Source organism: Anabaena sp. FACHB-1237, assembly GCF_014696225.1.
Lineage (GTDB): Bacteria > Cyanobacteriota > Cyanobacteriia > Cyanobacteriales > Nostocaceae > FACHB-1237.
The window spans coordinates 18,732-45,164 of the sequence record NZ_JACJPV010000017.1 but is presented as its reverse complement, the minus strand read 5'-3'; the positions used below and the strand labels follow the sequence as shown (position 1 = coordinate 45,164).

At 33.5% G+C, this 26,433-nt stretch carries 22 protein-coding genes; 10 read left to right on the top strand and 12 right to left on the bottom strand.

What is annotated here, in order from left to right:
- Positions 1-447 precede the first annotated feature (447 nt).
- The 6 genes from H6F32_RS10725 to H6F32_RS20525 all read left to right on the top strand — a co-directional run bounded on the left by H6F32_RS10725 (position 448) and on the right by H6F32_RS20525 (position 6,347).
- On the top strand, positions 448-2,142 hold the full coding sequence (locus tag H6F32_RS10725; protein ID WP_313926624.1) for a serine/threonine-protein kinase: 1,695 nt from the start codon (positions 448-450) through the stop codon (positions 2,140-2,142).
- Between the two features lie 326 nt (positions 2,143-2,468).
- Entirely contained in the window at positions 2,469-3,647 is a 1,179-nt protein-coding gene (locus tag H6F32_RS10720; protein ID WP_190369322.1) for a M20 family metallopeptidase, read from the top strand.
- Positions 3,648-3,837: 190 nt separating this feature from the next.
- On the top strand, positions 3,838-4,149 hold the full coding sequence (locus H6F32_RS10715) for a chromosome segregation ATPase (protein ID WP_190369321.1): 312 nt from the start codon (positions 3,838-3,840) through the stop codon (positions 4,147-4,149).
- Positions 4,150-4,345: 196 nt separating this feature from the next.
- Complete coding sequence (locus H6F32_RS10710) at positions 4,346-4,576, top strand: DUF167 domain-containing protein (RefSeq protein WP_190369320.1); 231 nt, start codon at positions 4,346-4,348, stop codon at positions 4,574-4,576.
- 214 nt (positions 4,577-4,790) lie between these two features.
- A complete protein-coding gene (gene purT, locus H6F32_RS10705; protein WP_190369319.1) occupies positions 4,791-5,957 on the top strand; it encodes a formate-dependent phosphoribosylglycinamide formyltransferase in 1,167 nt (388 codons plus the stop codon).
- Between the two features lie 210 nt (positions 5,958-6,167).
- Entirely contained in the window at positions 6,168-6,347 is a 180-nt protein-coding gene (locus H6F32_RS20525) for a Uma2 family endonuclease (protein WP_395939596.1), read from the top strand.
- Between the two features lie 212 nt (positions 6,348-6,559).
- Here H6F32_RS20525 and H6F32_RS10695 read toward each other — a convergent pair whose 3' ends face one another.
- The 3 genes from H6F32_RS10695 to H6F32_RS10685 form a co-directional block, all read right to left on the bottom strand.
- Positions 6,560-7,249: a DnaJ domain-containing protein gene (locus H6F32_RS10695; RefSeq protein ID WP_190369318.1), complete on the bottom strand. Its 690-nt coding sequence runs from the start codon at positions 7,247-7,249 to the stop codon at positions 6,560-6,562.
- A 141-nt stretch (positions 7,250-7,390) separates the two neighbouring features.
- Entirely contained in the window at positions 7,391-8,779 is a 1,389-nt protein-coding gene (locus H6F32_RS10690) for a (Fe-S)-binding protein (protein WP_190369317.1), read from the bottom strand.
- Between the two features lie 79 nt (positions 8,780-8,858).
- Entirely contained in the window at positions 8,859-10,157 is a 1,299-nt protein-coding gene (locus H6F32_RS10685; RefSeq protein ID WP_190369316.1) for an FAD-binding oxidoreductase, read from the bottom strand.
- Positions 10,158-10,368: 211 nt separating this feature from the next.
- Here H6F32_RS10685 and H6F32_RS10680 point away from each other — a divergent pair, with 211 nt between their 5' ends.
- Positions 10,369-11,382, top strand: coding sequence for an isochorismatase (locus H6F32_RS10680; protein ID WP_190369315.1), 1,014 nt, complete (start codon positions 10,369-10,371; stop codon positions 11,380-11,382).
- 102 nt (positions 11,383-11,484) lie between these two features.
- Here the strand turns inward: H6F32_RS10680 and H6F32_RS10675 are convergent, their stop codons facing one another.
- From H6F32_RS10675 to H6F32_RS10660, 4 genes are all read right to left on the bottom strand, one after another.
- On the bottom strand, positions 11,485-12,099 hold the full coding sequence (locus H6F32_RS10675; RefSeq protein ID WP_190369314.1) for a hypothetical protein: 615 nt from the start codon (positions 12,097-12,099) through the stop codon (positions 11,485-11,487).
- Between the two features lie 117 nt (positions 12,100-12,216).
- Complete coding sequence (locus tag H6F32_RS10670; protein ID WP_190369313.1) at positions 12,217-13,455, bottom strand: lipid-A-disaccharide synthase; 1,239 nt, start codon at positions 13,453-13,455, stop codon at positions 12,217-12,219.
- Positions 13,456-13,617: 162 nt separating this feature from the next.
- Positions 13,618-14,766, bottom strand: coding sequence for a glycosyltransferase family 4 protein (locus H6F32_RS10665; protein WP_190369312.1), 1,149 nt, complete (start codon positions 14,764-14,766; stop codon positions 13,618-13,620).
- 8 nt (positions 14,767-14,774) lie between these two features.
- The gene (locus H6F32_RS10660) at positions 14,775-15,953 is read right to left on the bottom strand and encodes a glycosyltransferase family 4 protein (protein ID WP_190369311.1); all 1,179 of its coding nucleotides are present in this window, start codon (positions 15,951-15,953) and stop codon (positions 14,775-14,777) included.
- Positions 15,954-16,355: 402 nt separating this feature from the next.
- Between H6F32_RS10660 and H6F32_RS10655 the strand changes: the two genes are divergently transcribed.
- From H6F32_RS10655 to H6F32_RS10645, 3 genes are all read left to right on the top strand, one after another.
- Positions 16,356-18,578: a hypothetical protein gene (locus H6F32_RS10655; protein ID WP_242031103.1), complete on the top strand. Its 2,223-nt coding sequence runs from the start codon at positions 16,356-16,358 to the stop codon at positions 18,576-18,578.
- A gap of 137 nt (positions 18,579-18,715) precedes the next feature.
- On the top strand, positions 18,716-19,516 hold the full coding sequence (locus H6F32_RS10650; RefSeq protein ID WP_190369309.1) for a PIG-L deacetylase family protein: 801 nt from the start codon (positions 18,716-18,718) through the stop codon (positions 19,514-19,516).
- Between the two features lie 109 nt (positions 19,517-19,625).
- Entirely contained in the window at positions 19,626-20,753 is a 1,128-nt protein-coding gene (locus tag H6F32_RS10645; protein WP_190369308.1) for a glycosyltransferase family 4 protein, read from the top strand.
- A gap of 32 nt (positions 20,754-20,785) precedes the next feature.
- Here the strand turns inward: H6F32_RS10645 and H6F32_RS10640 are convergent, their stop codons facing one another.
- The 5 genes from H6F32_RS10640 to H6F32_RS10620 all read right to left on the bottom strand — a co-directional run bounded on the left by H6F32_RS10640 (position 20,786) and on the right by H6F32_RS10620 (position 26,335).
- Positions 20,786-21,667: an aspartoacylase gene (locus tag H6F32_RS10640; RefSeq protein ID WP_190369362.1), complete on the bottom strand. Its 882-nt coding sequence runs from the start codon at positions 21,665-21,667 to the stop codon at positions 20,786-20,788.
- Positions 21,668-21,779: 112 nt separating this feature from the next.
- A complete protein-coding gene (locus tag H6F32_RS10635) occupies positions 21,780-23,210 on the bottom strand; it encodes an O-antigen ligase (protein ID WP_190369361.1) in 1,431 nt (476 codons plus the stop codon).
- Between the two features lie 26 nt (positions 23,211-23,236).
- The gene (locus tag H6F32_RS10630; RefSeq protein ID WP_190369307.1) at positions 23,237-24,181 is read right to left on the bottom strand and encodes a glycosyltransferase family 2 protein; all 945 of its coding nucleotides are present in this window, start codon (positions 24,179-24,181) and stop codon (positions 23,237-23,239) included.
- Positions 24,090-25,301: a glycosyltransferase family 4 protein gene (locus H6F32_RS10625; protein WP_190369306.1), complete on the bottom strand. Its 1,212-nt coding sequence runs from the start codon at positions 25,299-25,301 to the stop codon at positions 24,090-24,092. Before H6F32_RS10625 ends, H6F32_RS10630 begins: the two co-directional genes overlap by 92 nt.
- A 35-nt stretch (positions 25,302-25,336) precedes the next feature.
- Entirely contained in the window at positions 25,337-26,335 is a 999-nt protein-coding gene (locus tag H6F32_RS10620) for a glycosyltransferase family 2 protein (protein ID WP_190369305.1), read from the bottom strand.
- Positions 26,336-26,433 lie beyond the last annotated feature (98 nt).

Below are 26,433 nucleotides of genomic sequence, written 5' to 3'. Positions count from 1 at the left end.
ACCAACCTATTAATATTTCTTTATGTTTTCCTACAATTCATCAGTACGTTAATTTAGGTATTTTGCTCAATAATTTTGTAAGTATTCATCCGTCAGTTATCAGCCATCATCAAATATTTTAATAGGAACAATGACAAGAACCAGATGTAGATAATAGTGAAATTAAAATTTCTCAATTCCTTTTATTACTGGTATTAACTGATTACTGATAGCTGAATAATTTATCAGCAATGCAAGCAAGATGCTTGCATTTACTACACATCCTACATGGTAGGGTGCGTCAGATATCAACAATCTATTTATTTACAGGATTGATACAGTCTGACGCACCCTAAAATTTTTAAAACATCTGCTCAATAATTCCGGGATTTTCTGGCTAAGGTATGATCTATCTTTGTGGAATAGACGCTAAATAGGCGCTAAAATCAATCCAGCCTTTGTAATTTCGTGGTTTTGACCCAGATAACTCAGAGTGCGGTTCACTGCATAAATCCCCATTGTCAACGTCCTTATCCCCAACCCTGGGGTAATAAATTCTGTCATAGCTGCGGCTCTCCTTTACAGCTATTGAACCGTTATGTCCCTCTTCACCGTCTTGGTTTAGGAGGTTTTTCCCATATCTACACGCTTTGGGATACTAAAACTCAATCCGAAAAGGTTTTAAAGGTGTTAATAGATACTACACCTAAAGCCTTGGAGTTGTTTATTCAAGAAGCGGAAGTTTTAAGTAATTTCCGTTATTCTGGTGTGCCAAAAGTTGATGCTGATGGCTATTTTCAAGTTACTATCAATAGTCCTCAACCTTTACAGTTACCATGTTTGGTGATGGAAAAAATCAATGGACAAACTTTGGAGTCTGTGTTGCAAAATTCTCTCCAAGGTTGTCCAGAGGATCAGGTTTTACAATGGTTTATTCAAGCTATACTGATTTTACAGGAGTTACATAAAAAACAAATTATTCATCGGGATATTAAACCTTCTAATTTGATGTTGCGGAATGTCCCTGGGGATGATGATCAATTGGTGTTAATTGACTTCGGCGGTGCTAAACAGTTCACTGGTTCCATTCTCCAATCTCAACCTTCTTCTACTCGACTGTATTCTTCTGGTTATAGTCCCCAAGAACAAGTTCGCGGTGGTAATGTAGGACCTGCAGCAGATTTTTATGCTCTCGGACGTACTATGATTCAGTTACTTACTGGTAAATATCCCCCAGAATTAGAAGATGCTGTCACTGGTAAGTTAAAATGGCGTGGTTATTGTCAAATAAATTCTGATTTGGCTGATTTACTTGATGAAATGATTGCGGAGGATGTTCCATCCCGTCCTCCTCATGCTGCTATTATTTATAAAAGATTACTCAAAATTGCTTCTCCTGCCCCCAAATCGGATTTATTTAATAGTATCGGTGCTATAATTGTTCAAGCTGCTACTAATGTTGCTCACACTCTGGGTAATGTCAGTTTATCTATTATTAAGTTAATTTGGCAGGTTGTTTTCGCTTGTCTAGCTACTATTTGGACTATATTCATTACTAGTATTTGTACCATTGGTGGTACTGTAATTGGTTTTTTCTTAGCTTATCATACTCATTTGGGCGATCGCTGGTTAGAACTATTCTCATCTTTATCTTCTCAATTGCCAACTTTGCTCAACAATAAACCTGATTATTTACTATTAGAATTTATTATGTATGCTTTATCTGGCTTGGGAACTTCCTGGGGAATTACTCTATCCGGTTGTTTTGGACAAAAAAGACGTTTTATATTATCCGCTTTACTAGGTTGTATTGGTTATGCTTTGGGTTGGATAGCGTCTCTATTTATTAGTCCTTTAGATGCGGCAGAAGCTATCACTATATGGATTTTAACATCATTATTTATTTTGATTGTTGGTTTGGGTTTACGCAGTCATAAAATAGCTTATGCTATTCTGACTCCTTTGTTAATTACTAATATAATCGCTTTATTATACAAAATAGGATTAAAGGTAAGTTTATTCCACTTTACCAGTCAACCCCACAGTTTAGAGTTTTTCCAGCCTGTAGCTTTTTTTACTTTAGTTAGTATTGCTTTGAGTTTATGTTTAAGTATTAACTATTACTTAATAGTTCCATTTTTACGCTGGTTAGGATGGAGGTAGGAAAAAAGTCATGCATTCAAAAGTCAAGATTTTTTCATTGTGACTCCTGACTCCCGACTCCTGACTCCTTATAAACAAAGATACCCCTAATTTATCAAAAAAATTAGGGGCATCTACATATTTAGTAGACTATAAATCTTTCAGTATATTCAGTCCCATTTAATATACACTTTTTTGCAAAAATTGCAAAGGTTTTTTACAAAAGTTTATATTTTTTTTAGATTTCTTGATGATCCTGTTTTTTGCATCCTATTTCCTTATTTAACCTGTTTACAGTTGTTTATAATGTATAAAGAAGATGATCGGGAATATCATAAATTATTGCTATGCTAACTCAAATCAAGCACTTAACAACAACCTTAGCCCCCAGACTAGTAGAAATTCGTCGTCATCTTCACGCACATCCAGAGTTGAGTGGTCAGGAATATCAAACCGCCGCTTTTGTTGCCGGTGTGCTATCATCTAGTGGGCTCCACGCTCAAGAAGGAGTTGGTAAAACTGGCGTATTAGCAGAATTACAAGGGACGCAGGATAGTGATCATATATTAGCTATTCGCACTGATATGGATGCTTTACCTATTCAAGAGCGTACTGGTTTAGATTATGCTTCTCGTATTTCAGGAGTGATGCACGCTTGTGGCCATGATATTCATACTACTGTAGGTTTGGGAACTGCGATGGTACTTTCCCAAATTGCGCCAGAAATAGGTGGTAAGATCAGATTTTTATTCCAACCGGCAGAAGAAATTGCTCAAGGTGCTTCTTGGATGATAGCTGATGGGGTTATGAATAATGTCGGTGCAATTTTAGGGTTGCACGTTTTCCCCTCTATTCCTGCGGGTACTGTGGGTATTCGTTATGGTGCATTAACAGCCGCAGCAGATAATCTAAAAATTAATATATTTGGTGAGTCTGGACATGGTGCGCGTCCTCATGAAGCTATTGATGCGATTTGGATTAGTTCTCAAGTGATTACAGCTTTACAACAAGCTATTAGCCGCACTCAAAATCCGTTACATCCTGTTGTATTGAGTATTGGTAAAATTAGCGGTGGTAGGGCAGCAAATATTATCGCTGATCAGGTAGAATTATCGGGTACTGTGCGATCGCTACATCCCGATACCCGGACTGAATTACCTCAATGGATTGAAAATATAGTAGCTAATGTTTGTAATTGTTATAATGCTAAATATGAGATTCAATATGTGCCTGGTGTGCCTAGTGTCCAAAATGACTATAGTTTAACACAGTTATTACAGTCTGTGGCTGAAGAGGCTTTAACTAATGATCACATCCAGATTTTACCAGAACCCTCTTTAGGTGCAGAGGATTTTTCTGTATATTTAGAACACGCTCCTGGTGCTATGTTTCGTTTAGGTGTAGGTTATCCTGATAGAGATAATTATCCTCTTCATCACCCCCAGTTTGAAGTAGATGAATCTGCTATTGTGACAGGTGTAATCACATTAAGTTGTGCAGCATATAAATATTGGTCAAGGAAATAAAGTTGGTAATTGATAAATGATAAATGTAGAGATGTTTCATTTAACGTCTCTACAAGGGTTAATTAACGGTTTCCAAGAAAAATTCCTAGAAAAAAAATTATATTACCTAAACATCTGATGGACAATTTGCTGTAAGATGTTATGGAATAATCAATTTCTTTAATTAACAAGTAATAGCAAAATACAAATTATGTCCACTATTGAACCTGTAGAATCTCCAGTAAGTAATAATAATCAGAGTAATTGGTATTTATTAACTGTACGTTCTAAAAAACGAGAAGTGTTTTTAAAATATTTGCATATTGCGATCGCTAAAAATCAATTACAGGAAATAATTATAGATATCAAATCTCCTGCGGATGCAGTATATCAAGATATTGTATTATTAAATCTGAGTAATTTTAAAAATGCCTATAGTCATCTCAAAGAAATTGAATGTTTTCAAAATATTGAACGTAAACCATTACAACCAGCACAGGTTAAGAGAATGTTGAGTAATTGACAATTGATAAGCTGATGTGCAGCACTCACTGTATAACTAAAAAACCTAAAATTAGTGTAGTGCAAGCATCTTGCTTGCATCTATTGTCCAAATTAAAAGCACAACAGGTTAATTGACAATTGATAATTGAGAGTTATTGGTTGTCAAGATAAATATAACATATCAACCTAAAAGAATATCAATATAAAAAACAAAAATGCAGAAAAAAGTCAAAGTTAAACCTAGTTCTAAACAACAAAGAATCGAAGAATTAGAAGATGGTAGTTTAATTGTACATTTAAAATCACCACCTATAGATGGTAAAGCTAACGCAGAATTAATAACATTAATTTCCCAGAAATATCAAGTAAAAAAGTCTGATGTGATCATCAAATTAGGTTTATCTTCTCGTCATAAAGTTGTGGAAATTTTAACTTCTGATATTTGAATTGATACTAATAGTCACTTTAGACATTTAGAGATACCCCCTAGGGGAACCAGGAGACTTTTACAGCCAGATCCCCGACTTCTTAAAGAAGTCAGGGATCTGATTGTTGAAGTATGCATAAAGTATGGTAAATTAACAAAAGATTAAAATACAACAGTTTTAACAAGACTTTGTAATTTGACATTCTTTATTTAATAAGAGAGATATTCCCAATATGAAAACCCGTCAACTTCCGCAAAAATTAATGTTACTAGGTGCTGGAGAACTAGGAAAAGAATTTGTAATTGCTGCCCAAAGATTAGGCAATTACGTGATTGCTGTAGATAGATATGCTAACGCCCCAGCAATGCAAGTTGCCGACTGTTGCGAAGTCATTTCTATGTTAAGTGGAGAAGATTTAGAAACAGTTGTCAACAAACATCAACCTGATTTTATTATCCCGGAAATTGAAGCTATTAGAACTGAGAAATTACAGGAATTTGCCGAGCGAGGAATTACTGTTATTCCCACAGCTAAAGCTACTAATTACACGATGAACCGTGATAGAATTAGAGAATTAGCTCATCAAGAATTAGGCATTAGAACGGCTAAATATGGTTACGCAGTTAGCTTGGAAGAGTTAATTAACGTTTCTGAAAAAATCGGCTTTCCTAATGTGGTTAAACCCGTAATGTCATCATCAGGAAAAGGTCAATCTGTAGTTAATAATCGTGACGAAGTGGAAAAAGCCTGGAATTATGCTATTAGTAATTCTCGTGGTGATAGTCAAAAAGTGATTGTGGAAGAATTTATCAATTTTGATATTGAAATTACTTTATTAACGATTAAACAATGGGATAAACCGACTATTTTCTGTACTCCCATTGGCCACAGACAAGAAAGAGGAGATTATCAAGAATCTTGGCAACCAGCAAATATTTCTGAAGATAAAATATTGGCATCTCAAGAAATCGCTAAAAAGGTTACTGATGCTTTAGGAGGTGCGGGAATTTTTGGAGTTGAATTTTTCATTACTCAGGATGAAGTGATTTTTTCTGAACTTTCTCCCCGTCCCCATGATACAGGAATGGTAACATTAATATCCCAAAATTTGAATGAATTTGAGTTACATTTACGGGCAGTTTTAGGTTTACCTATTCCCAAAATTGAATTATTATCTCCTTCAGCTAGTGCGGTTATTTTAGCTTCTGAAAAATCGGAGGATGTGCGTTTTATTGGTGTAGATGAAGCCTTAACAGAACCAGATGTAGATATTCGTTTATTTGGTAAACCTAGCGCCCATCCTTATCGTCGTATGGGGGTAGCTTTAGCTAAAGCTGTGGATGCGGAAGCAGCTAGAAAAAAAGCCACTACAGCCGCTAGTAAGGTTAAATTGGTGTAATTTATATTTGTAGGGTGTGTCAACTATAAACAATCTATCTATTAATAGGATTAATATGTCTGGCGCACCTTACTAATGTTGTAATAAGCTAATGTGCAGCACTCACTGTATAATTAAAAAACCTGAAGTTACAGTAGCACAAGCATCTTGCTTGTATTAATTATTCAAGTTAAAGCACAACAGTTTATAAGTATTTTATGACAGGTAGCGATCGCTGCTGGAGTTATATTTTCAGAGTCAGATAATGTGATTCCTGATGTAGTTTGGGTAAGTAATAAATCTTTAGTTCATCTATTAGATGAAAGTGGACATTTAACTGGCACAACAGAATTAGTAATTGAGATTTTATCGCCAGGGAAAACAAATCAACAACAGGATAAAGAATATTGAATTGGTGATTATAATCTTATCAAAGTAGAAGTTTATCGTCATCAACAAGCTAATGTAATATTAGTGGTCACTTTATTTCCTGAAGATGAATTAACTAGTCCTTTATTACCAGGATTTCAATGTATTGTTAGTAAATTTTTCTCATAGCTGTCACTTATCAATTACTAATTTAGTAACTTGAAAACCTTATAAATCCTACTTTTAAGTATTTCTCAACTCACAGATTCTTGTGCTTCACAATGTAACCTCATAGCAATTCTAAACATTTCTTGACCAGTATGTAAATAACGATCATCATAATTTAAAGGGAAATATTCCAACTCTTGTAAACCATCTGCTACCTGACCTAAACTATAATAAAGATGTGCTGCTGCTTTAGCTAAACTGGGAGGGTTAGGTAAAGAACGAAATATATTTTGGGCTTTTTTTAAATCATCTCTACAAGCTGTTAAATACTCTTGAAATTCCTCAATTAACTCATCATCAAAAGGATCTGCTGCTAAGTCTTCAATTTCTTCTTCTAAAGAATTAAGAATAACACAAAGTATGCGATTTACAGGTTTATAAATTACTCTCATCCATTCTTCTACTTTTTCATCAGTATCTTTAGCAATTTTACGTTTCTTATGATAACTTTGTTGCGCAGAAACCGTTCTTTCTTGACGGGAATAATGGAATTTTTGACTACTTAAACGTAATTCCTGATCATAATTAATGCGACGTTGCGTATCACTTAAAACTTCATAGGCCGCATTAATCAAAATAATTTTATCATGATTTGCCGTATCTTGATTAGTGTCAGGATGAAAAATTTTTACCAAGCGACGATATGCTTGTTTAATTTCTGCTTGAGTAGCATTATGGGTAACATTAAGGGTTTGGTAATGATTAGATTCAGACATAACTGCAATCAGATAAGAAATAGATAAAAATATCTATTTTAGCAAAGTTGTAGGCCATGTCTAGGGAACATTTGCGAAAAATAACAAAATAAATGTTTACAAATGTTTACAAATGTTTACAAATGTTCCCTATCCCCTATTTTATATCTTCAATTTTTCTCCGCGAATGGCATAATCTAACAATTCCATAGGGTGCATAATGGTAATATTGCTATCTGATAAACCTGGTAAATATTTACTAATTTGTAAACTACAACCAGGGTTAGGAGATGCAATTACATTAGCACCAGTATTTAACAAATTTTGGGCTTTTTGTTTTCCTAATTCCTCAGCAATTTCTGGTTGTAAGAGATTATAAACTCCTGCACTTCCACAACATAAAGCAGCATCAATTGGTTCTCTTAAAGTTACTCCAGGAATTTGTTTTAATAATTGACGAGGTTGGACACTAATTTTTTGACCATGTAATAAATGACAAGCATCCTGATACACTAAATTCAGAGGTTGATCACTTATGGGTAATAATTTAGCTGTTAAACCTACGGTAGCTAAAAATTCCTGTGCGTCTCTTACTTTTGCCGCAAATTGTTTGGCTTTTTGGGCATATTCTGGATCATCTGCTAAAATATGTCCATATTCTTTCAAAGTATGTCCACAACCAGCAGCATTAATAATTACAAAATCCACATTTTTATCTGCAAAACTATCTATCATTTGTCTTGCTAAAGATTTTGCTTGTTCTGCTTGTCCCTGATGTTCTGGAAGTGCTGCACAACAACCTTGAGATTTAGGAATGACAACTTCACAATTGTTAGCAGTTAAAACTCTCACTGTTGCTTCATTTACTGGAGAGAAAAATAGTCTTTGGACACATCCTAAAATTACTCCTACACGATATCTTTTTTCACCTTTTGCGGGAATAATATCTGGTAAATTATCCTGAAAAGATTTAACAGTAATGTCTGGTAAAATAGACTCCATTGCTGCTAATTGAGGAGATATTTTTTTCACAAAATTGTCAATTAAACCAGTAGCACGTACTAATTTAGCAATGCCTAATTTCTGATACAAGAATAAGGGAACTAACAATATTCTTAAAATATCAGGATTAGGAAATAAAGAAAATATTAATTGACGCAATAATTTATCAGAAAAATTGCGGTTGTAATTTCTTTCTACTTGATGACGAGTAGCAGAAATTAATTTATCATATTGCACTCCTGATGGACAAGTTGTCACACAAGCTAAACAACCTAAACAAGAATCAAAATGTTCAATAGTAGCTTTATTTAAGGCAATTTCTCCCTCATTAATAGCATCCATTAAATAAATACGTCCACGAGGAGAGTCCATTTCTTTGCCAATTACTCGATAACTGGGACAAGTAGAAAGACAAAATCCACAATGTACACAACTATCTATTAATTTAGCATCTGGTGGATGGTTTTGATCAAATCCTTGGAGATTTTTGATATTACTCACACTATTATTAACCTTGGTAGTGTTCACAGCACCTTCTGATATTTGCATTTTCAATTTTCCTTTTTTGTGTTGGTTTTCTTATTTACAAAAATGTCAGATTATGGAACATGATTTGATATTATTTAAGTTATATTCCTCCTAAAAATCTACCAGGATTCAAAATATGATCACTATCAAATTGATTTTTAATTCGTTGCATGAGGGCTAAGGCATTTCCATTATATCCCCAAATATCAACTTTTGTTTTTAATTCTACTGGTGCAGATAAAATTGTTAAAAATCCGTAATTCTCTTGACATATTTTCCGTAATTTTACTACCTGAGTTTCATTTTCTAGCCTGACTACACCTAATCCACTACTTAAATGAATTAAGCCAAATTCTATGTTATTGATGATATCAATTGCCGCAGTAGATAATACTCCTATTTTGCAGGTAATTAAGGAATTTTGCTGAGGTTGATATATTGATTCTGATAATTGTTTCCATAGGTTAAGTTCGTGATGATCACTGTAGAGTTCTCTATTTAATTCTAATTTGTCCGCTACTAATGATAGTCTTTTGATTTGTTCTTGTACACTTTCATGAATACTAGCAAACTGACAAATTAAACCCAATTTATCTTCTGATATATTACCTAATCCTAAATTAGTAACTATTTGATGTGATAATAAGTCTGCTTTGGTTGGGGTTAATTCCGATGCTTGTAAATTTTTAATAGCTTGAGAAATGTTTGATTTATTACCTGTTAAAATTATAGTTGATGATGTTTCTGGTAATGGATATACTCGGAAGGTAACTTGGCTAATTATTCCTAAAGTACCGTAAGAACCAGTAAATAATTTCATTAAATCATAACCAGCAACATTTTTAACTACTCTTCCTCCGGCTTTAGCAATTTCTCCATCTGCACGGATAAATGTTATACCTAAAAGTTGATCCCGTACACTACCATAACGTTGTCTTAATGAACCTGTATCGGCAGTGGCTACAATACCACCGATAGTGGCATAATCGGGAAATGTGGGATCTAAGGCTAGGGTTTGTTGATGTTTAGCTAATATTTCTTGAATATCACTAAATTTTCTACCTGCTTCGACTGTGATGGTTAAATCACCCACTGCGTGTTCTATTAATTGATTTATGCGTTCTGTGCTAACGACAATATCAACATCTGTTATTAAACCACCCCAGTTAATTTTACTACCACTACCACAGGGAAGTACACGCCATTGATGTTGCCTAGCTATTTGCATGATATTTGCTAGTTGCTTTTGTGTTTCTGGATAGACAATACAACTAGGATTTTTAGTATTATTACTACATTGATGTATATGTTGCTGCTGATGTGTGAGAATATTTTCCCAAGGGATAACGGTGTTATCTATGTTAAGCATAGATTGGATAGTGGTAGCGATCGCATTCATAAGTCTATTAAAAGTCTAATTTTTCATGTTGTAGCATAATCTTCTTATTATTACCTAATAGGGAACAAAAAAAATTTTATTTGATATTGATTTTTATAGGTTGTGGGTGACAAAATGATACCATCAATTTATAATGTAACTTATAATTAATAAATCTCAACAAATTGAACCTCCATTATCGAATATATTTCTTCTGTTAAATTGTTAGTCTATGAATACCCAAAATATTAATTATTTACCTATTCCTCCCCATTTTCAACCAGAAAAAGCCAGCCAAGTTTGGCCTGTGGCTTATCAACAAATTGCACTATTAGCAGAAAATTGGGCAAAAGAATATCATATTTCTCCAGCAGCTAATGATCAAAATCGTGTATGTTTGTTATTAATAGACGTGCAAAACACTTTTTGTTTACCTAATTTTGAGTTATATGTAGGTGGAAAAAGTGGTACTGGGGCAATTGATGATAATATCAGATTATGTGAGTTTATCTATAGTCATTTGGGAAAAATCACTAAAATTATTTCTACTTTAGATACTCACACAGCTATGCAAATTTTCCATCCCATTTTTTGGATTAATAAAAATGGTGAACATCCCATACCCTCAGCTACAAATATTACACAAAGTGATATAGAAAACGGTACTTGGCAAGTTAATAAAGCTGTGGTTGATATTACTAATGGTAATTATGAATTATTAGAAAAACAGGCTTTTCATTATGTAAAAAAACTCACCCAAGATGGTAAATATCCTTTGACTATTTGGCCTTATCATTCTATGTTAGGAGGAATTGGTCATGCTTTGGTTTCCTTGGTAGAAGAAGCAATATTTTTTCATAGTATTGCGCGTTATACCCCAACTCAATTTGAATTGAAAGGAGAAAACCCGTTTACTGAAAATTACTCTATTTTACGTCCAGAAGTATTATTAGGTTTTGATGAAAAACCCATTGCTAGGAAAAATGAATCGTTAATTAAACAACTGTTAGAATATGATCAAGTGATCATTGCTGGACAAGCAAAAAGTCATTGTGTAGCTTGGACTGTTGATGATTTATTAACAGAAATTCAGCAAATTGATCCTAGTTTAACTGATAAAATTTATCTGTTAGAAGATTGTACTTCTCCTGTGGTTGTTCCAGGAATTGTTGACTATACAGAATTAGCTGAAAATACTTTTCAAAGATTTGCAAATGCAGGAATGCACCTTGTTAAATCAAAATAGATGTTAAAGATAATGTAGAGAAGCTATAGGCAACATCTCTACATTCTTTCTTTTTTACCAGATATAGAACTGTAACTGAAACCAAACTTCTATAACCGAGTTCTAAAAACCAGAGAAGTTATAACCAACTCCAAATAATACTCCAACATCTGTTTGTCCAAAAAATCCTGCATTTACGGCGGCTGTGGCGGTTAGTTTCTTGCTTAAAGGAAAATCAACACCACCAGTAACTAAAAAAGCGGTTTCTGATTTGTTCCCAGTTTTGAAAGCTGCGCCTATTCCCAAGTAAGGCGCAATTGGTAACGGTTCACTCAAAGGACCTGCAAGGTTTTGAAAGGAGAAGTCGTAGGTAATAGGTACTAAAATAGTTGTGTTATCGCCTATAATTGCTGATGGTCTAGTAGATAAACTGCTACTAAATCCTACTTTACTGATTACAGTAATATTACCATCGGCTAAGTCAGAAGATGCACCGGAGACTCCAATGTTATAACCTACACCTAAATAACTACTACCGCCTCTAGTGGTTGTAGCAACACCAATATCTGACTGTGCTATTTGATTACTAGGTGTGTTAGTGGATATTTCTTGGTTATTAGGGATAGCTGTTTCTGGTGGGGTGGTTTGAGCATTTACCGATCCACCACTATTGAGAATAGCGATCGCTGCTAAACTTGACAAGGTTACAAAACTTTTACGAAGAATAATATTATTCATGTCCACTCCTCATATACATAGACGGTGATTTTATCACTGATTTTCTCAAGTGACAACTTATTCCTAAGATCCCCGACTTCTTAAAGAAGTCGGGGATCTGAATTTTGCAATGCATACCTAGTATAACTCCATTTTAACCAATGTTGCCAATTTTTCCGCAGCCCCACTTTCACCCCTGACACTGCGTAATTTATCTTTAATAGCGGCTAATTGCTCAGGATTTTCTAATAAGTTTAAAACCATTTCTCCCACTTCTTGCGGTTGTAATTTACCCACTAATTCAGGAACAATTTCCGCCTGCGCCCAAATATTTGGCCAAGCTAATAAACCCTTATTTCTGAGAAACCACCAATTAATTAACTTAGCAAAAGTTGTCCCTAAAATTGGTAAATTTGCTAATATTCCCGGAATACCATCCCAAGAACGCATAGCATCTAATTGTTGAGTGGGTAATAAGATGATCATGGGTATTCCTAAAGCCCCTAATTCAGCCGTATTTGCACCAACTGTAGTTAAACATAAACTACATCCTGCTAATAGATGATAGGGAGGATTTTCTTGTTTTAATTCCACTTTTAAACCTGTGGATGTCACCAAATTATTATCTATTAAAGTAGCACCTTGAAAGTTAAATACTTTAGCAAATGTGTTATTTTCAGGATTAGCAAAACTGGCTAAAGTAGAAAGGTTTAAAGTTGGTGCAACGGGAATAAAAAATTGAGTTTCTGGTTTTTTACTATGAATATATTCAGCAATAGCTAATTCTAAAGGTACACCTTGAGTTAATTTTGCAGACTTTGATCCTGGTAACAGTCCAATTATATGAGTTTGTGGTTTTTGATTTGCAATTGGCGATATTATTTCATCTTTGGTTGCTTCTAACATTAAATCACCAACAACGGTAAATTTATCAGCATATTGAGGAGCAACATTTTTAGCAACTTCAGCTTTCATAATGGCAAATTTATCTATAAAACCATGCCAACGTGCTTCCCATTCTGCATAAGTTAAGGTTTTATATCCTAATCTTTTACCAATAATTACTGGAAAAATTTGATCTCCACCTAGAAAAATGATTATTCCTTTATTTCTCCAATCCCAATTTTCTGCTGTTTTTCCTAATATTAAAAACTGCCAAAAATATTCAGGAGATTGTACCCTATTTACTTGTAAATAGGATTTAACTATATCTGTTTCTTTACCAGTTGCATGAGGACAAGGTGATAAAACTACAGAAATTCTCACTTGAGAAATATCATTTCCTAGTTGTTCTCTTAATGCTTGAACAACTGGACGTACCCAAGTAGTCACTTCTCCAGGTCCATTGGAAAGAATAAGAATATCTACGGGAGTCATTTAGTTATTACCTGATAATTTGTTAAGCAATATTATACTATAGTCAGATCCCGGACTTCTTAAAGAAGTCCGGGATCTTGTAGTATTTAAGAAGTCCGGGATCTTGTAGTATTTAAGAAGTCCGGGATCTTGTAGTATTTAAGAAATCAGATACCCCACTTATTAAAAAGCCGCAGATGTTGGGGATTTAATTATTGCTTGAATTTGCTGATTAATAACATTTACATCAAAACGTTGACTAGCATTAATTTGAGCATTTTTAGCGATATTTTTTACTATTTCTGTTTCTTGAAGACAATAATTTATGGTTTGTGCTAATTCTTGAGGGTTATTTGGTGTGACTAAAAAACCATTTATACCATCTTCTACTAATTCTATTGCACCACCAGCTTTAGCCGCAATGACGGGTTTTCCACATAACATACCTTCTACAATTACTCTACCAAAAGGTTCAGGGGCAGTGGAAGTATGTACTACTAAATCACACATTGTCATTAGTTGGGGTATATCATTACGAAAACCTAAGAATTTGACGCGGCTTTCTATTCCTAATGTGGCAACTTTTTGATGTAATTGGTTCACATATTCATCTTCACCAAATAAAGCATCTCCTACTAATATAACTATGACATTTTCAGGACATTTTACTAAGGCATCTATTAAAATATGTTGTCCTTTCCAGGGAGATAAACGACTAAAATGGCCAATGATAAATTTATTTGTTAGTTGTAATTGTTGTTTTAATTCTGTAATGTTATTTTCAGAAACTTGATAGTTATTTACATTAAAACCATTATAAACTACTTCAATATTTGCTTTTCCTCCTGCTGCTATGAAGGCATTTTTACTAGCTTGAGAGTTAGCAATTACTAAAGATGCAAATTTATTGATTAATGTGATAGCAACTTGTAAATTAGTTTTACTAAAATGGTCTAAAGAGAGAATATCATGGAGATGATAAACTAAGGGTTTGTGAGTTAATAAACTAGCGATCGCTCCCACAACTAAAGCCTTTTGAGTATTAGCATAAATCATATCATAATCTTGAGCAAGATTGACAATTTGTTGAATTAAATTTACCACTGTTCCCAAACTTGCTAACGCTGTGAATAAATTACTATCTTTATTAACATTAATTCCTGGATTTTTGAAAACTTTTACAGGAATATGATTTGTTTCTAGTAACTTTCTAAAATCGCCATCAGCAAATAAACCAACCAGGGCATTTTTACCATATAGTTTAGCAATATCTACTAAACATAATTCTGCCCCTCCCAATTTACCACTTTGATCTAAAAATAGGATTTTCATAATTATCACTAACCTAAGATAACGTTACGAACTTTTTGGGCAATATGACACCAATCATAATTTTTGATGGTGTAATGACGACATTCTTCTCTAGTAGGTAAAGTAATTTTCCCTAAGATAGCATCTACTAATTTATTCGCAAGACTTTTTTCAGAAATATCATCAGTAATTAAATCAGGAGAAAAACCTTGTAAAATCTCTGGCATACCACCCACTGGAGTACATAAAACAGGAGTTCCACAGGCTAAAGATTCCACAATAGCTAATCCAAACCCTTCAAAAGATTGACTAGGCATAATAGTTAAATCTGCTGCTTGATAGGCAATAGGTAAATTTTGATCTGCAAGAAAACCCAGGAATTTAACATTATTTTCTAAGCCTAATTCTTGTACTTGTTTTTGTAATAAATTTTGCATAGATCCTCTACCAGCAATAGCTAACCAAATATCAGGAATTATGGGTTTTATGATAGATAATGCTATGAGTAGTTTATCAATTCCTACGCGGTGTACTAAACGACGAGATGTAAATAATATGGGGACATTTGTAGGCCAATTCAGTTGTTTTTTAGCAGTTTCACGAGAGAGATTATTTTGAAAATGTTTTAGATCAACTCCTCCGGGGATTATATAAATTTTTGACCAAGGAATATTATATTCTTGATGAAGAATATTACCAAAGGCTTGACTAAGAACTATAAAGCGATCGCATCGGTTATAAGTATGTTGTTCTATAAATCTTCTTTTAATATACACACTGAACTTTTTATTTACTTCCTCTTGACTTTCTGCTGCCCAAGGTCCATGAAAATTAAAAGTAATGGGGATATCTTGCGGTAAAATATCTAAAATTGGAAAACTATATAATGCAAAATGTAAATTAATCGCATCAATCTTATCAAAATATTTATCAAATCTTGTTTTTTTAAAGTTTTTGCGAACTGACCATAATCTATGCACTATATTACTATCAGGATCAGCTAAATTAGTTAGTTTTATCTGGGGATAATTTGCATCAGATGGTAGGCCAACACCACATAATTCTACTTGATCTTGATGTGTAGCTAACTGATGAATTAACTCATAAACATACCGTTCTAAACCTCCAGGATGTGTAGGAAACCAACCTGTACCTAATGTTAAAATAGATGCAGATTGTGTATTGTAACTGATATTTTTACTATCCACTTACTCATCTCCTAGAATAGATAATAGTTGATAATTTTGAATATAATGAATTTATTTATAGACGATTATGATTTATCTGTCAATATAAGATTATCAATATATAATCGTTACTATAAACAACCATCAACAGGAAAATTAATCAGAATTTACTTAAAATTTAATTAAAAAATATGTATTTTATTGATGAATCTTTTATAAAACCCTCTGTCTTTTTTATATTGATTTGTTACTTTATAGATATCTATCTGATATATCAGATAATCATGTAATTTATATAACAATAATTATAGTTTTCTTGTCTATAAAATTTGTTATTTATTATACAGATTATCTTGAAAAAAAACCATATTAGTAACGAACATTTACAGTAAACATAGAGTAAAGAGATTTATGATCAATAAAATGTCTAATAAAATCCAGAAATTTCATCAATATATTCAGGAATTATTGCGGAAACTATATACATATAGAAAAGCAATTTTTAATATTTTACTAGCAATAACCTGCGGTTTAATGGTGATATTCATGAGTATGACTATGGAATCAGCTAACAGTAATAATAGTAAAATAGCCAAGAAAGATAAAATAGCTACAGCATCACAAGCAAGTTATGTAACTTCTTGGTTAGGTAATAGTATTGGCAAGGGAAAATTGCGAGTACAAAATAATATTGAGGGAATGTATGTTAAGAATGATGGAACAATTTACACTAATAGTGTGTGGGACGAAGCTGGAAGTGAAGCAGCAATATATCAAGATGGTAAACCAGTTTTTACTTTAGAAGATACACATGGTTGGAATAGAGTCGGAGGTAAAGCAGTCATAGCAAATAATCAATATATTTATTTAGCAATGTCTCAAGGAGGAATGAATCATCCTGAACATGATTATCCACCAGAAGGTGAAATTTGGCATTGTGTCAGACGTTATGATTTAAAAGGTAAACCTGCACCTTTTCATGGTGGTACAGGTTGGGATAAAAGTATGCTAATTGTCAGCAAAAATAGTGAAATTACTGGCTTAACCATTGCAGATAATAAATTATTTGTGAGTAATACAAGAGAAAATATCATTCATGTTTATAATTTAGATAATATGGAAGGAATTAATAGTTTTACCGTGAATAATCCCGGAAATATGACTACTGATAAACAAGGAAATTTATGGATTATTCAAAATAAAAAAGGCAGTCTATCTCCAAAAATTGTTAATTATTCTCCAGATGGAAAAAATCTAGGTAAGCAAATTACAGATGTTGTTAATCCCACTGCGATAGCTATTGATAATCAAGGTAGATTATTAGTAGCAGAAAATGGAAAAATACAACAAATGTTTATTTATGATATTAAAGATCAACCTGTAAAGGTAGGCAGTTTTGGTGATAAATATGGAGTTTTTTCTGGTGTAGCTGGTGAAATAAAAGATACTAAACTTTATGGAATTACAGGATTAGGAACAGATGAAAAAGGCAACATCTATATTAATAATAATGGCTTCAATAATTCAGGAGCAGATTTAAGAAAATTCTCTCCATCGGGAAAATTACAATGGCAATTATTAGGGTTAATTTTTGTAGATAATGCCGATACAGATCCCAAAACAGATGGTATCAATGTGTTTACTAAACAGGAAGAATATCTCATGGATTATAGTAAACCTGCTGGTCAACAATGGACTTATAAAGCCTATACAATTAATCCTTTTAAATATTCCCAAGATCCCCGGTTACATACATCTCCAGATGGAACTTTTTTCCGACGTATTCAGGGAAAACCTTTTCTATTCCTGACAGATATGTACAATAGTAAACTACAAATTTATAGATTTAATCCGCAAACAGATGGAAAAATTGCCATTCCATCAGGTTTATTTGTAGGTACAAATGGTACAGGAGAAAAAGCAATTTCTGGGGATTGGCCACCATATCAACCATTCAAGGGTGAGTGGATTTGGCGAGATATTAATGGTAATGGTAGTTTTGAAGAAAATGAATATGATAATAGTGAAGATTATCCTTATATTGGTGGTTGGTGGGTAGATAATAAAGGAGATATTTGGAAAGCATTACGCACAGCAGATGGAATTAGACATTTTCCTTTACAGGGAATAGATCAGCAGGGAAATTTGATTTATAGTTATAAGTCAATGAGAAAAGAAAAGACTCCTAGCTTTTTTACAGACTTACGCAGAATTGAGTATTTTCCTGATAGTGATACCATGTATTTATCAGGTTTTACTGTTGATCATCCTGCTTTATATGATGATGCTAAAATTGTGGGATCAGAAATTGCTAGATTTGATAATTGGAGTCAAGGAAATCGCACTCCTAAATGGCGAACCGTGATTCCTTATGATAATACTGGTAAGAAAGAAATTGCCACTGCTGCTATGAGTATTGCTGGTGATTATGTATTTGCCGTTACTTTTAAAACTGCGGAGGTTCATGTTTATAAAACTAGTACTGGGGAATTGGTGAAAAAAATTAGTCCTGGTGTGGAAGTGGGTAAGGAAAGTGGTTGGGTGGATATTCCCTATGGTATTCGCGCTTTCCGTCGTAGTAATGGCAAATATCTAGTATTTGTGGAAGAAAATTGGAAGGGTAAGGTGTTAGTTTATCAGTTTTAAATGTTAGCTGATAGCTGTCAGCCCTGAGATGTAGGGTGCGTCATATATTAATAATTTGTTTATTTACGTGATTTATGTTGTCTGACGTACTCTACTAATACTGATTACTAATTAGGTAAATCATCAAGTGATTAATTATGAACATTAAAAATAGTCTGAAAAATAGTCTCAAAGAATTACAACACTTTATTCCTGCTAATTTTCTCAATTTTTTACAGTATATTCATTGTAGTTTAATTTGGCGATCGCTAATTAATTGGGTTAGTAAACCATTAGAATTTAATCATAAATCTGTGATGGTTTTTTCTCCTCATCAAGATGATGAAACCTTTGGTTGTGGCGGGATGATCTCTCAAAAATGTGAACAAGGAATACAGGTTTCTGTGGTGTTTTTAACTAATGGTAGTGGTGGAAATAGTTCTGCTGAATATTTACGGGATCAAATTATTAAAACACGCCGAGAAGAGTCCTTAACAGCCTTGAATATTCTAGGGGTAACTAGAGAAAATATTCATTTTTTAGATCAGGAAGATGGGAACTTACAGAAATTAAATCATCAGGACAGGAAAGATTTAGTTTTGCAGATTGTTAAATTAATCAATCAATATCAACCAGGGGAAATATATGTGCCACATCATCAAGATTGTCATCAAGATCATGAAGCAACTTATGACTTAGTTAAAGAAGCGATCCGCGAAGCAAAAATTATAGTAAGATTTTTAGAATATCCGATTTGGTTATTTTGGCGATCGCCCTTATTTATTCTCTTAAAACCCCAGGATCTGGTTACAGCTTATAGCTATTCTATTGCTTCAGTACAAGAGAAAAAAAGTCAAGCGATCGCAGCCTATTCTTCACAAATTAACAGTTTACCTCCTGGGTTTATTAATCGTTTTTTTCACTCCCAAGAAATATTTTTTCCGGCTGAATATCAATGATCTTCTCCATAAATCCTATTCTCTCATCATTAGTTTTGTTGCCGCACTTTCCACAAAAATAACTAAAAATAACTAAAAATAGCTAAAAATAACTATGGAGATAGCTTAAATGCGAATTTTACATATTATAAATCATATCAAAAAAATTGGTAATGGCATTGTTAATGTAGCAGTGGATCTAGCTTGTTTACAAGCTAAAAATGGTCATGAAGTAGCGATCGCTTCTAGTGGAGGTGAATACATTGAACTGGTAACAAATTATGGTATTAAACATTTTAATCTCGATCAATCTCGCACACCATTAACAATTATTAAAGCCACTTTATCCTATGAAAAAATTATCGAAAAATTTCAACCGGATATAGTTCATACACACATGATGACAGGAGTTTTATTAGCCAAATTTTTTAAACTAAAAACTTCCTATTCATATAGTTTAGTTTCCACAGTACATAATGAATTTCAACGTAATTCTGTATTAATGGGACTAGCAGATCGAGTAATTGCTGTTAGTAATGCAGTGGCTAATTCCATGATTAAACGTGGTATTCCTCCGGAAAAATTGCGAGTAGTTGCTAACGGCATTTTATCCAGTCCTCGACATCAAAATATAGCAGAATATCAACCATTAAAATTACATCATCCTGCCATTACCACCGTAGCAGGAATGTATAAACGCAAAGGAATCATCGAACTAATTGAAGCCTTTGAAAAAATTGCCCATCAATTTCCCCAAGCCCATTTATATTTAGTAGGAGATGGACCAGATAAACCAACTTTTGAAAACATAGCTAAACATACAAACTGTGCTGATCGGATTCATTTTGAAGGTTTTCAACCAGAACCACAACGGTATATGTTAGAAACTGATATTTTTGTCCTAGCTTCTCATTGTGAATCTTTTGGCTTAGTTCTCACAGAAGCTAGAGAAGTTGGTTGTGCCATTGTAGCTAGTAATGTTGATGGTATTCCTGAAACTTTAGATAATTCTCAAGCAGGACTTTTAGTACCTCCTAAAAATAGTTACGTCTTAGCAAAAACCTTAACACAGTTACTCAGTAATCCTGAATATCTTACTGAATGGAAACATCGCGCCCAACAAAATTTAGAGAGGTTTAATATTAACAGAGTTCATCAAGAAACCTTAGATATTTATTATGAATTAACCAGAAAATATCAGATGTTTAATCATGTTAAACCTCAAAAAAATATCCAAGTAGTAAATCAGAATAAATAGCCATATCATCAATATCTCATCAATTAGATGAATTAAACAAGATCCAGGATAATTTTTTCAGTTAAGTGCATGGCAATTCCTTTTTCATAATAAGCGGCTTCGTTAATGAAAATAGGATAAACAATATTCTCACCCTCATAATAAATTTCTTCTCCTGTAAACGTAACAAATAGAGGATCTCCGGGATGAAGAGGTTGATAATCTTTAAATTGCAACTGAGGATGAATTATGGCTTTGATTTCTCCATTTTCACTGCGGGGATAATCAATGGTACTCACGGATTTATAGAGAGTAATTGTCTTATTTATTGGCGGTAATTGATTGTGATTAGTAGCTTCTAAGTAATCTAAAATTCCATAAATTACTTGTTCTGTATCTTGAAATAATTTAGCATCTAAAACACCTTGGGCTACAGCCCCAACTTCGATGACAATTCCTAATTCACACAAAGAACGCAAGAAACCGCTATATTGTTTCTGTTGATGAATACAGATTTTCACCAAAGGATTGATTTCAGTTAAATAAGCCCCTAACTTCAGCAAAAAAAGATGGTAACTCCCGAAAATAACACTTAATCCCATATTCGCAGTAGTGCTATGTAAATCAATAATTGCATCTACCCCTGGTTGATTTTTAGGAGTAAGAACTGCTTGTATTTCTTTAGCCCTAACATCTTCATAAGTTGGGTTTTCTCCCCTGGGTAAATCTGAATTGTGAAAACAGCGATTCAGGTCTTTTTCAATATATCTTGTACATTGTTCAATAGCTTTAATATTGCCTAATAATGGTAAAGTTTGGAAACTGGATCTGTGAATTAGACTAGGGTATTGTTGAAATTTTTTAACTAAAAAAATTCCTGTTAATTCATTACCATGACTACCGCCAACAATAGCTACTTTATTAATGGACATTATCAGCACCTCATTAAAAAAACTAGAAAAATCTTATGTAGGTATTTTATAACAAATCCCCGACTTATCTAAGAAGTTGGGGATCTAACTCTGATAAAAACTACAATTTTAAATTTTAATGATGATCTTGATTATATTGATAGTATTTATGTCCAGCCATAGCCATAGCAAAAAATCCCCACATAATCATACCAGAAATACTTAACATCCCACTATAAATAATTAATTGGCTAAAAGTAGCAATACTTATGGCACGAGCGGCACTAATAAAACTATCTATACGCCCTTCAGTATATTTAATTACACTAATAATCATGATAATTAATGCAGTTATATAAGGGATAGCACCAAACCAACCCAGGGTAAAAAACATATCTAAAATACCACTATCAATCACAATTACTTCTATTTGTCCAGTTTTTTCATTAACTTTCCAAATATTACCAAACCCATTCCCTAAAACATTAGAAAGAGCTAAATTCAAATTGCGATCATAACTAGCGGATCTATCCTTAAAACTACTATCTTTTTCTAAATTAGAAAAACTTTCTAAACGACTGGTAATAACTGTGGACATCGGCTCAATATTTACCAAGGGAACAACACACATTGTCATCACCAAAATAATGGTAATTAACCGCATTTGTAGTTGCGGTTTTACAGAACTAAAAATTATGATTATACCTAATAACCAACCACCCCAACTAGTACGTACTTGGGATAATAAAAATGATAAATAGCCCACAGCAGAAGCAGGTACAATTAACGGGCTAGAACTGGTAAATAATAATAGCAGGCCAGCTTGCATAACCGTACCAAATGGACCAACTGAGTGCAGTGTACTCCAAATACGCAAGCCAAAAGGTACAGGATTTCCTGCACTAGTAAACATTTTTGATTGGATCAGCCAATATTTATCCCATTCAGGAGCAACTACATATTGATAAATACCATAAGCTCCTAGAAATAATACACTCCAGACAAAAATACGTTGAATATTCTTACGATAACTAGGATAATCTCGCCAATTAGAAAATAAATGAAAACCGAAAATTATCGGACTTAACCAATCTAAAAAACTTCGGATTACTGGCAGTGGTTGATTATAAATTGCTCCCACTAAAAAACCATAGAAAACTCCTATACTTCCCAAGAGAAATGGTAGCCCTTCTTGATGACTAGTGCTAGGTAAATATTTTAAAAAGGTGACTATGGTGATAAATACCACTAAGTATGGTGCAATTAACATTTGTCGGGAAGGGTCCCAACCAACTTTATAATCAACTAAACGAGCAAGTAAGGGTGTAATAAACCATATTATCCAAGTGAAACCTATATAATGGATGGGATGTCTGATATATAGAAAAATGCCAACTATTAAGGATGTAATGGGAAAAACTAAACGGAAACTACCAGCACTAGCAAAGTAACAAGTGAGGTTTAAAATAATCGCTGTGACAATAACTATCCAACTAATAGCGGAGCGATCTTGGGGTGAATATGTATTTTTAAAAAAGCTATGATAAAGGATTTCTTTTGATAACATCATAATTGTAATTTATTGACTATGTGCTAATTTTCTACTAATTTTCTCGAATATGTTTTTTGCCATGTTTGCCATCCTAACCAACGTCCATATAAGGATGCTTGCAGTTTTTTGATGACTATTATTCCTTGTTGGGGTAATAGTCGTAAACATTGGATAATGCCAAAACTTTCCCTTGTACCTACTAAAATTGACCACAATAAAAATACAAAGCGACGTACCGGGGAAAGATGTTCTAATAAGATGATTGTTTCGTTATGAACTAGGTTAATTAAGGCAATTTCATTAAAATTTCGACGTTGATCTTCATCAAAACGTTGAGCAGGATAGTGATCTACTGCAATACTAGGGTCATAAATCATTTTCCATCCATCTCTTTTCAGGCTGAGAGTAAAGGACATTTCAAAATGTACTTGTGCGCCTGTTCCTCTCATTCTCTCATCAAAACGTAATTCACCAATGGACTGGGTGCGAAAACTCATGTTTACACCTTTAAGAAAATCCACTTCACGGGGTGAGCCAATCCCTAGATGATGATTGCCTATAACGCGCCCAAACCATTGCAATTTACCAACAATAGGTCGGGAATCATTTTCTAATTTTTCCCCGTGATAAATCCAATCACGACCACCAACACCACCAATTTGAGGATCAGATTGAAAATGGGTATTAATTTTAACTAACCAATCAGGATGGGGGGCGGCATCGTCATCGGTGATGGAAAGGATATCACCATTGACTCTGATGAGGCCCGCATTGAGGGCAGCCACTACTCCTGGTTGACTGACGGTAACGGTTTCTAGAGGTAAGTTGTGGTGTAAATGGGTGATAAATTGTTGAGTTTCAGTATCCGTATTACGAATAACAATTATTACTTGATCAACTGGTTTGATTTGCTGTTGTAGTGCCTGGAGACAACGTGATAAGTCTTGAGGACGACGATAGGTGGGAATGAGAACTGTGTTTCTCATGGTTGGTTAATTCAGTAAATATATGTATATATTTTTGTGCCATATTTGTCCAACTATGGTTTTCGGCAAGAATACGAGCAGCCTTACCCATTTGTTGACGTAATGAGCGATCGCAGGCTAAAACAGATAAACTAGTAGCTAAACTATCAATATTATCTGTTTCTGGTAAAACAATTCCTGATTCTACTTTTATTAATTCAGCACCTCCAGTAGCAGTGGCTGTAATTACAGGTAAGCCAGATGCTAATGCTTCTAATAGTACAAGAGTGCAGGCTTCATAACGGGAAGGAAATACAAATAAATCTGCGGCTTGCATAATTTTAGCCATATCTCGACGATATCCTAAAAAATGCACTCGTTCACTAATTCCTAAGTTATTAGCTAATTCTAAAAACGGACTTCCTTTAGTGTCTCCAACTACGGCTAAATGTAAGTTAGGAACTTTTTTTAAAGCCTGTAATACAGAATCTAAGTTTTTTCTAGGTGTACGAATATCTCCAGCAAATAAAGCCAAAGTGACATTTTCTGGTAGTCCTAATTCTTTTCGAGAAGTAACACCAGGTGTAAATTCTTCCAAGTCTACACCATTGAGAATAACGCGAATTTTCTGGCGAGGAATACCAATATTTACTAATTCTTGGGCAACTTTTTCTGAGACGGCAATAATAATTTTAGCTTGACGAAAAGCCTGTTTTTCCCAATAAGAATTAGCCGCAGTAAATAACCATTGATATAACCCATAAAAATCGTGACGATGGCGAGAAATATGTACAGGAGATTGCCACCAAGAACTATGAACAAAATGCACTGCATTTACATCAGATGGAACATTAGTAATTGCGCCATTAACTTTAATTAAATCGAATTTTTCTCGATTTTTCTTTAACCAACTGCTACTTTTTTGGGCAAATATTAAATTCTTTAGTAGTTCCGTTGGATAATTTTTAACATGAATAGGAACCCAAGTAACTTGTTGATTGTTTGCTAATTCAGGTGTAACTTCACTAGCTAATAATGTTAAATGATGTCCTTGATGAATTGCTTCTTTAGCAACTTCATAATTAACTCGTCCTTGACCATCACCTTTTTTTAATCTGTGAGTAATAATACAAAGTTTCATTTATAACCTCTCTTAATTTCTCTTAATTTTATTAGTTAAGAAGCGCTCAAAATTTTATTAGTTAATATCCGAGGAGCAAAACTCAGCATTAGAGCTACTAAAGTTCGCAAATTAAATTTTTGTTCACTCAATGCTTGCCAAAAATAAGAACGTGCTAGGGAAATTTGTTGATCCCGTAATAAACCAATACCTAAAGTTGTATTCGCTATTAGCCATTTATTTTTAAAGAATTGATGAAATTCTCGTAAATTTTTGTCCTCCATAAAAAGTTGATAGCAGAATATTTCACTTTTACCTTTACGAATTTTGGCTTGGACATTGCGACTACCACTGAGAAAAGTATCCGTTTGTTCATGAGAGCGGTATCTAGTTAATTTTTCAGGAACATAATAAATACCATAACCCGATAAACAACACAGATAAGTTAAATATAAATCCCACATTCCTCCTACTTGTGAAGGAATGTTATCCCAATTAATGACGCCATTTCTAATTACACAAGATGCTGCGGTGGGAATACTTTTATCAATTAAACCAATTTTAGTAATTTCTGTAAAATTGTGATGTTCTCCTGGAGAAATTTGATGTCTTTTATAACTACGACTATTGATTTCTGTACCTTTTTGATTAATTTGACCTTGGGCATCTATAATATATTGATCAGAAAATGCCAAAATTAAATTAGCATTTGCTTCTAAAGGGGGTACAAGCTTTGTTAAAAAATCGTGATTCCACATATCATCATCATGAAGACTAGCAACATATTTTCCCTGTGCCATTTTAAAGCCATACATTTGATTAGCTAACATTCCAATATTTTGGGAATGTCGCCATAATTTAATCCGAGAATCATTAAATGATGCAATTAAGGATTCAGGATTTTCTGAACTACAATTATCACAAACGATAATTTCAATATTTTGATAGGTTTGGTTAATGGCACTAGTAATTGCTTCTTGAAGATATTCCATGCGGTTATAGGTGGGAATAATGATACTAACTAAAGGTTCTGGGAATTTATTATTGATAGACATTTTTTCAAAACACTACTAATGTTGAAAATAATTAGTTATCTCTTGTAAGAGTATATCTTAAAAAGACTTATTTAAAAAATTAAGATTTGATACCTAAT

Bases quoted from the DNA above. Each gene is read 5' to 3' on its own strand.
- H6F32_RS10720 (WP_190369322.1), top strand. From the start codon at position 2,469: ATGCTAACTCAAATCAAGCACTTAACAACAACCTTAGCCCCCAGACTA.
- H6F32_RS10715 (WP_190369321.1), top strand. From the start codon at position 3,838: ATGTCCACTATTGAACCTGTAGAATCTCCAGTAAGTAATAATAATCAG.
- H6F32_RS10710 (WP_190369320.1), top strand. From the start codon at position 4,346: ATGCAGAAAAAAGTCAAAGTTAAACCTAGTTCTAAACAACAAAGAATC.
- purT (WP_190369319.1), top strand. From the start codon at position 4,791: ATGAAAACCCGTCAACTTCCGCAAAAATTAATGTTACTAGGTGCTGGA.
- H6F32_RS10695 (WP_190369318.1), bottom strand. From the start codon at position 7,249: ATGTCTGAATCTAATCATTACCAAACCCTTAATGTTACCCATAATGCT.
- H6F32_RS10690 (WP_190369317.1), bottom strand. From the start codon at position 8,779: ATGCAAATATCAGAAGGTGCTGTGAACACTACCAAGGTTAATAATAGT.
- H6F32_RS10685 (WP_190369316.1), bottom strand. From the start codon at position 10,157: ATGAATGCGATCGCTACCACTATCCAATCTATGCTTAACATAGATAAC.
- H6F32_RS10680 (WP_190369315.1), top strand. From the start codon at position 10,369: ATGAATACCCAAAATATTAATTATTTACCTATTCCTCCCCATTTTCAA.
- H6F32_RS10675 (WP_190369314.1), bottom strand. From the start codon at position 12,099: ATGAATAATATTATTCTTCGTAAAAGTTTTGTAACCTTGTCAAGTTTA.
- H6F32_RS10670 (WP_190369313.1), bottom strand. From the start codon at position 13,455: ATGACTCCCGTAGATATTCTTATTCTTTCCAATGGACCTGGAGAAGTG.
- H6F32_RS10665 (WP_190369312.1), bottom strand. From the start codon at position 14,766: ATGAAAATCCTATTTTTAGATCAAAGTGGTAAATTGGGAGGGGCAGAA.
- H6F32_RS10655 (WP_242031103.1), top strand. From the start codon at position 16,356: ATGTCTAATAAAATCCAGAAATTTCATCAATATATTCAGGAATTATTG.
- H6F32_RS10650 (WP_190369309.1), top strand. From the start codon at position 18,716: ATGAACATTAAAAATAGTCTGAAAAATAGTCTCAAAGAATTACAACAC.
- H6F32_RS10645 (WP_190369308.1), top strand. From the start codon at position 19,626: ATGCGAATTTTACATATTATAAATCATATCAAAAAAATTGGTAATGGC.
- H6F32_RS10635 (WP_190369361.1), bottom strand. From the start codon at position 23,210: ATGTTATCAAAAGAAATCCTTTATCATAGCTTTTTTAAAAATACATAT.
- H6F32_RS10630 (WP_190369307.1), bottom strand. From the start codon at position 24,181: ATGAGAAACACAGTTCTCATTCCCACCTATCGTCGTCCTCAAGACTTA.
- H6F32_RS10625 (WP_190369306.1), bottom strand. From the start codon at position 25,301: ATGAAACTTTGTATTATTACTCACAGATTAAAAAAAGGTGATGGTCAA.
- H6F32_RS10620 (WP_190369305.1), bottom strand. From the start codon at position 26,335: ATGTCTATCAATAATAAATTCCCAGAACCTTTAGTTAGTATCATTATT.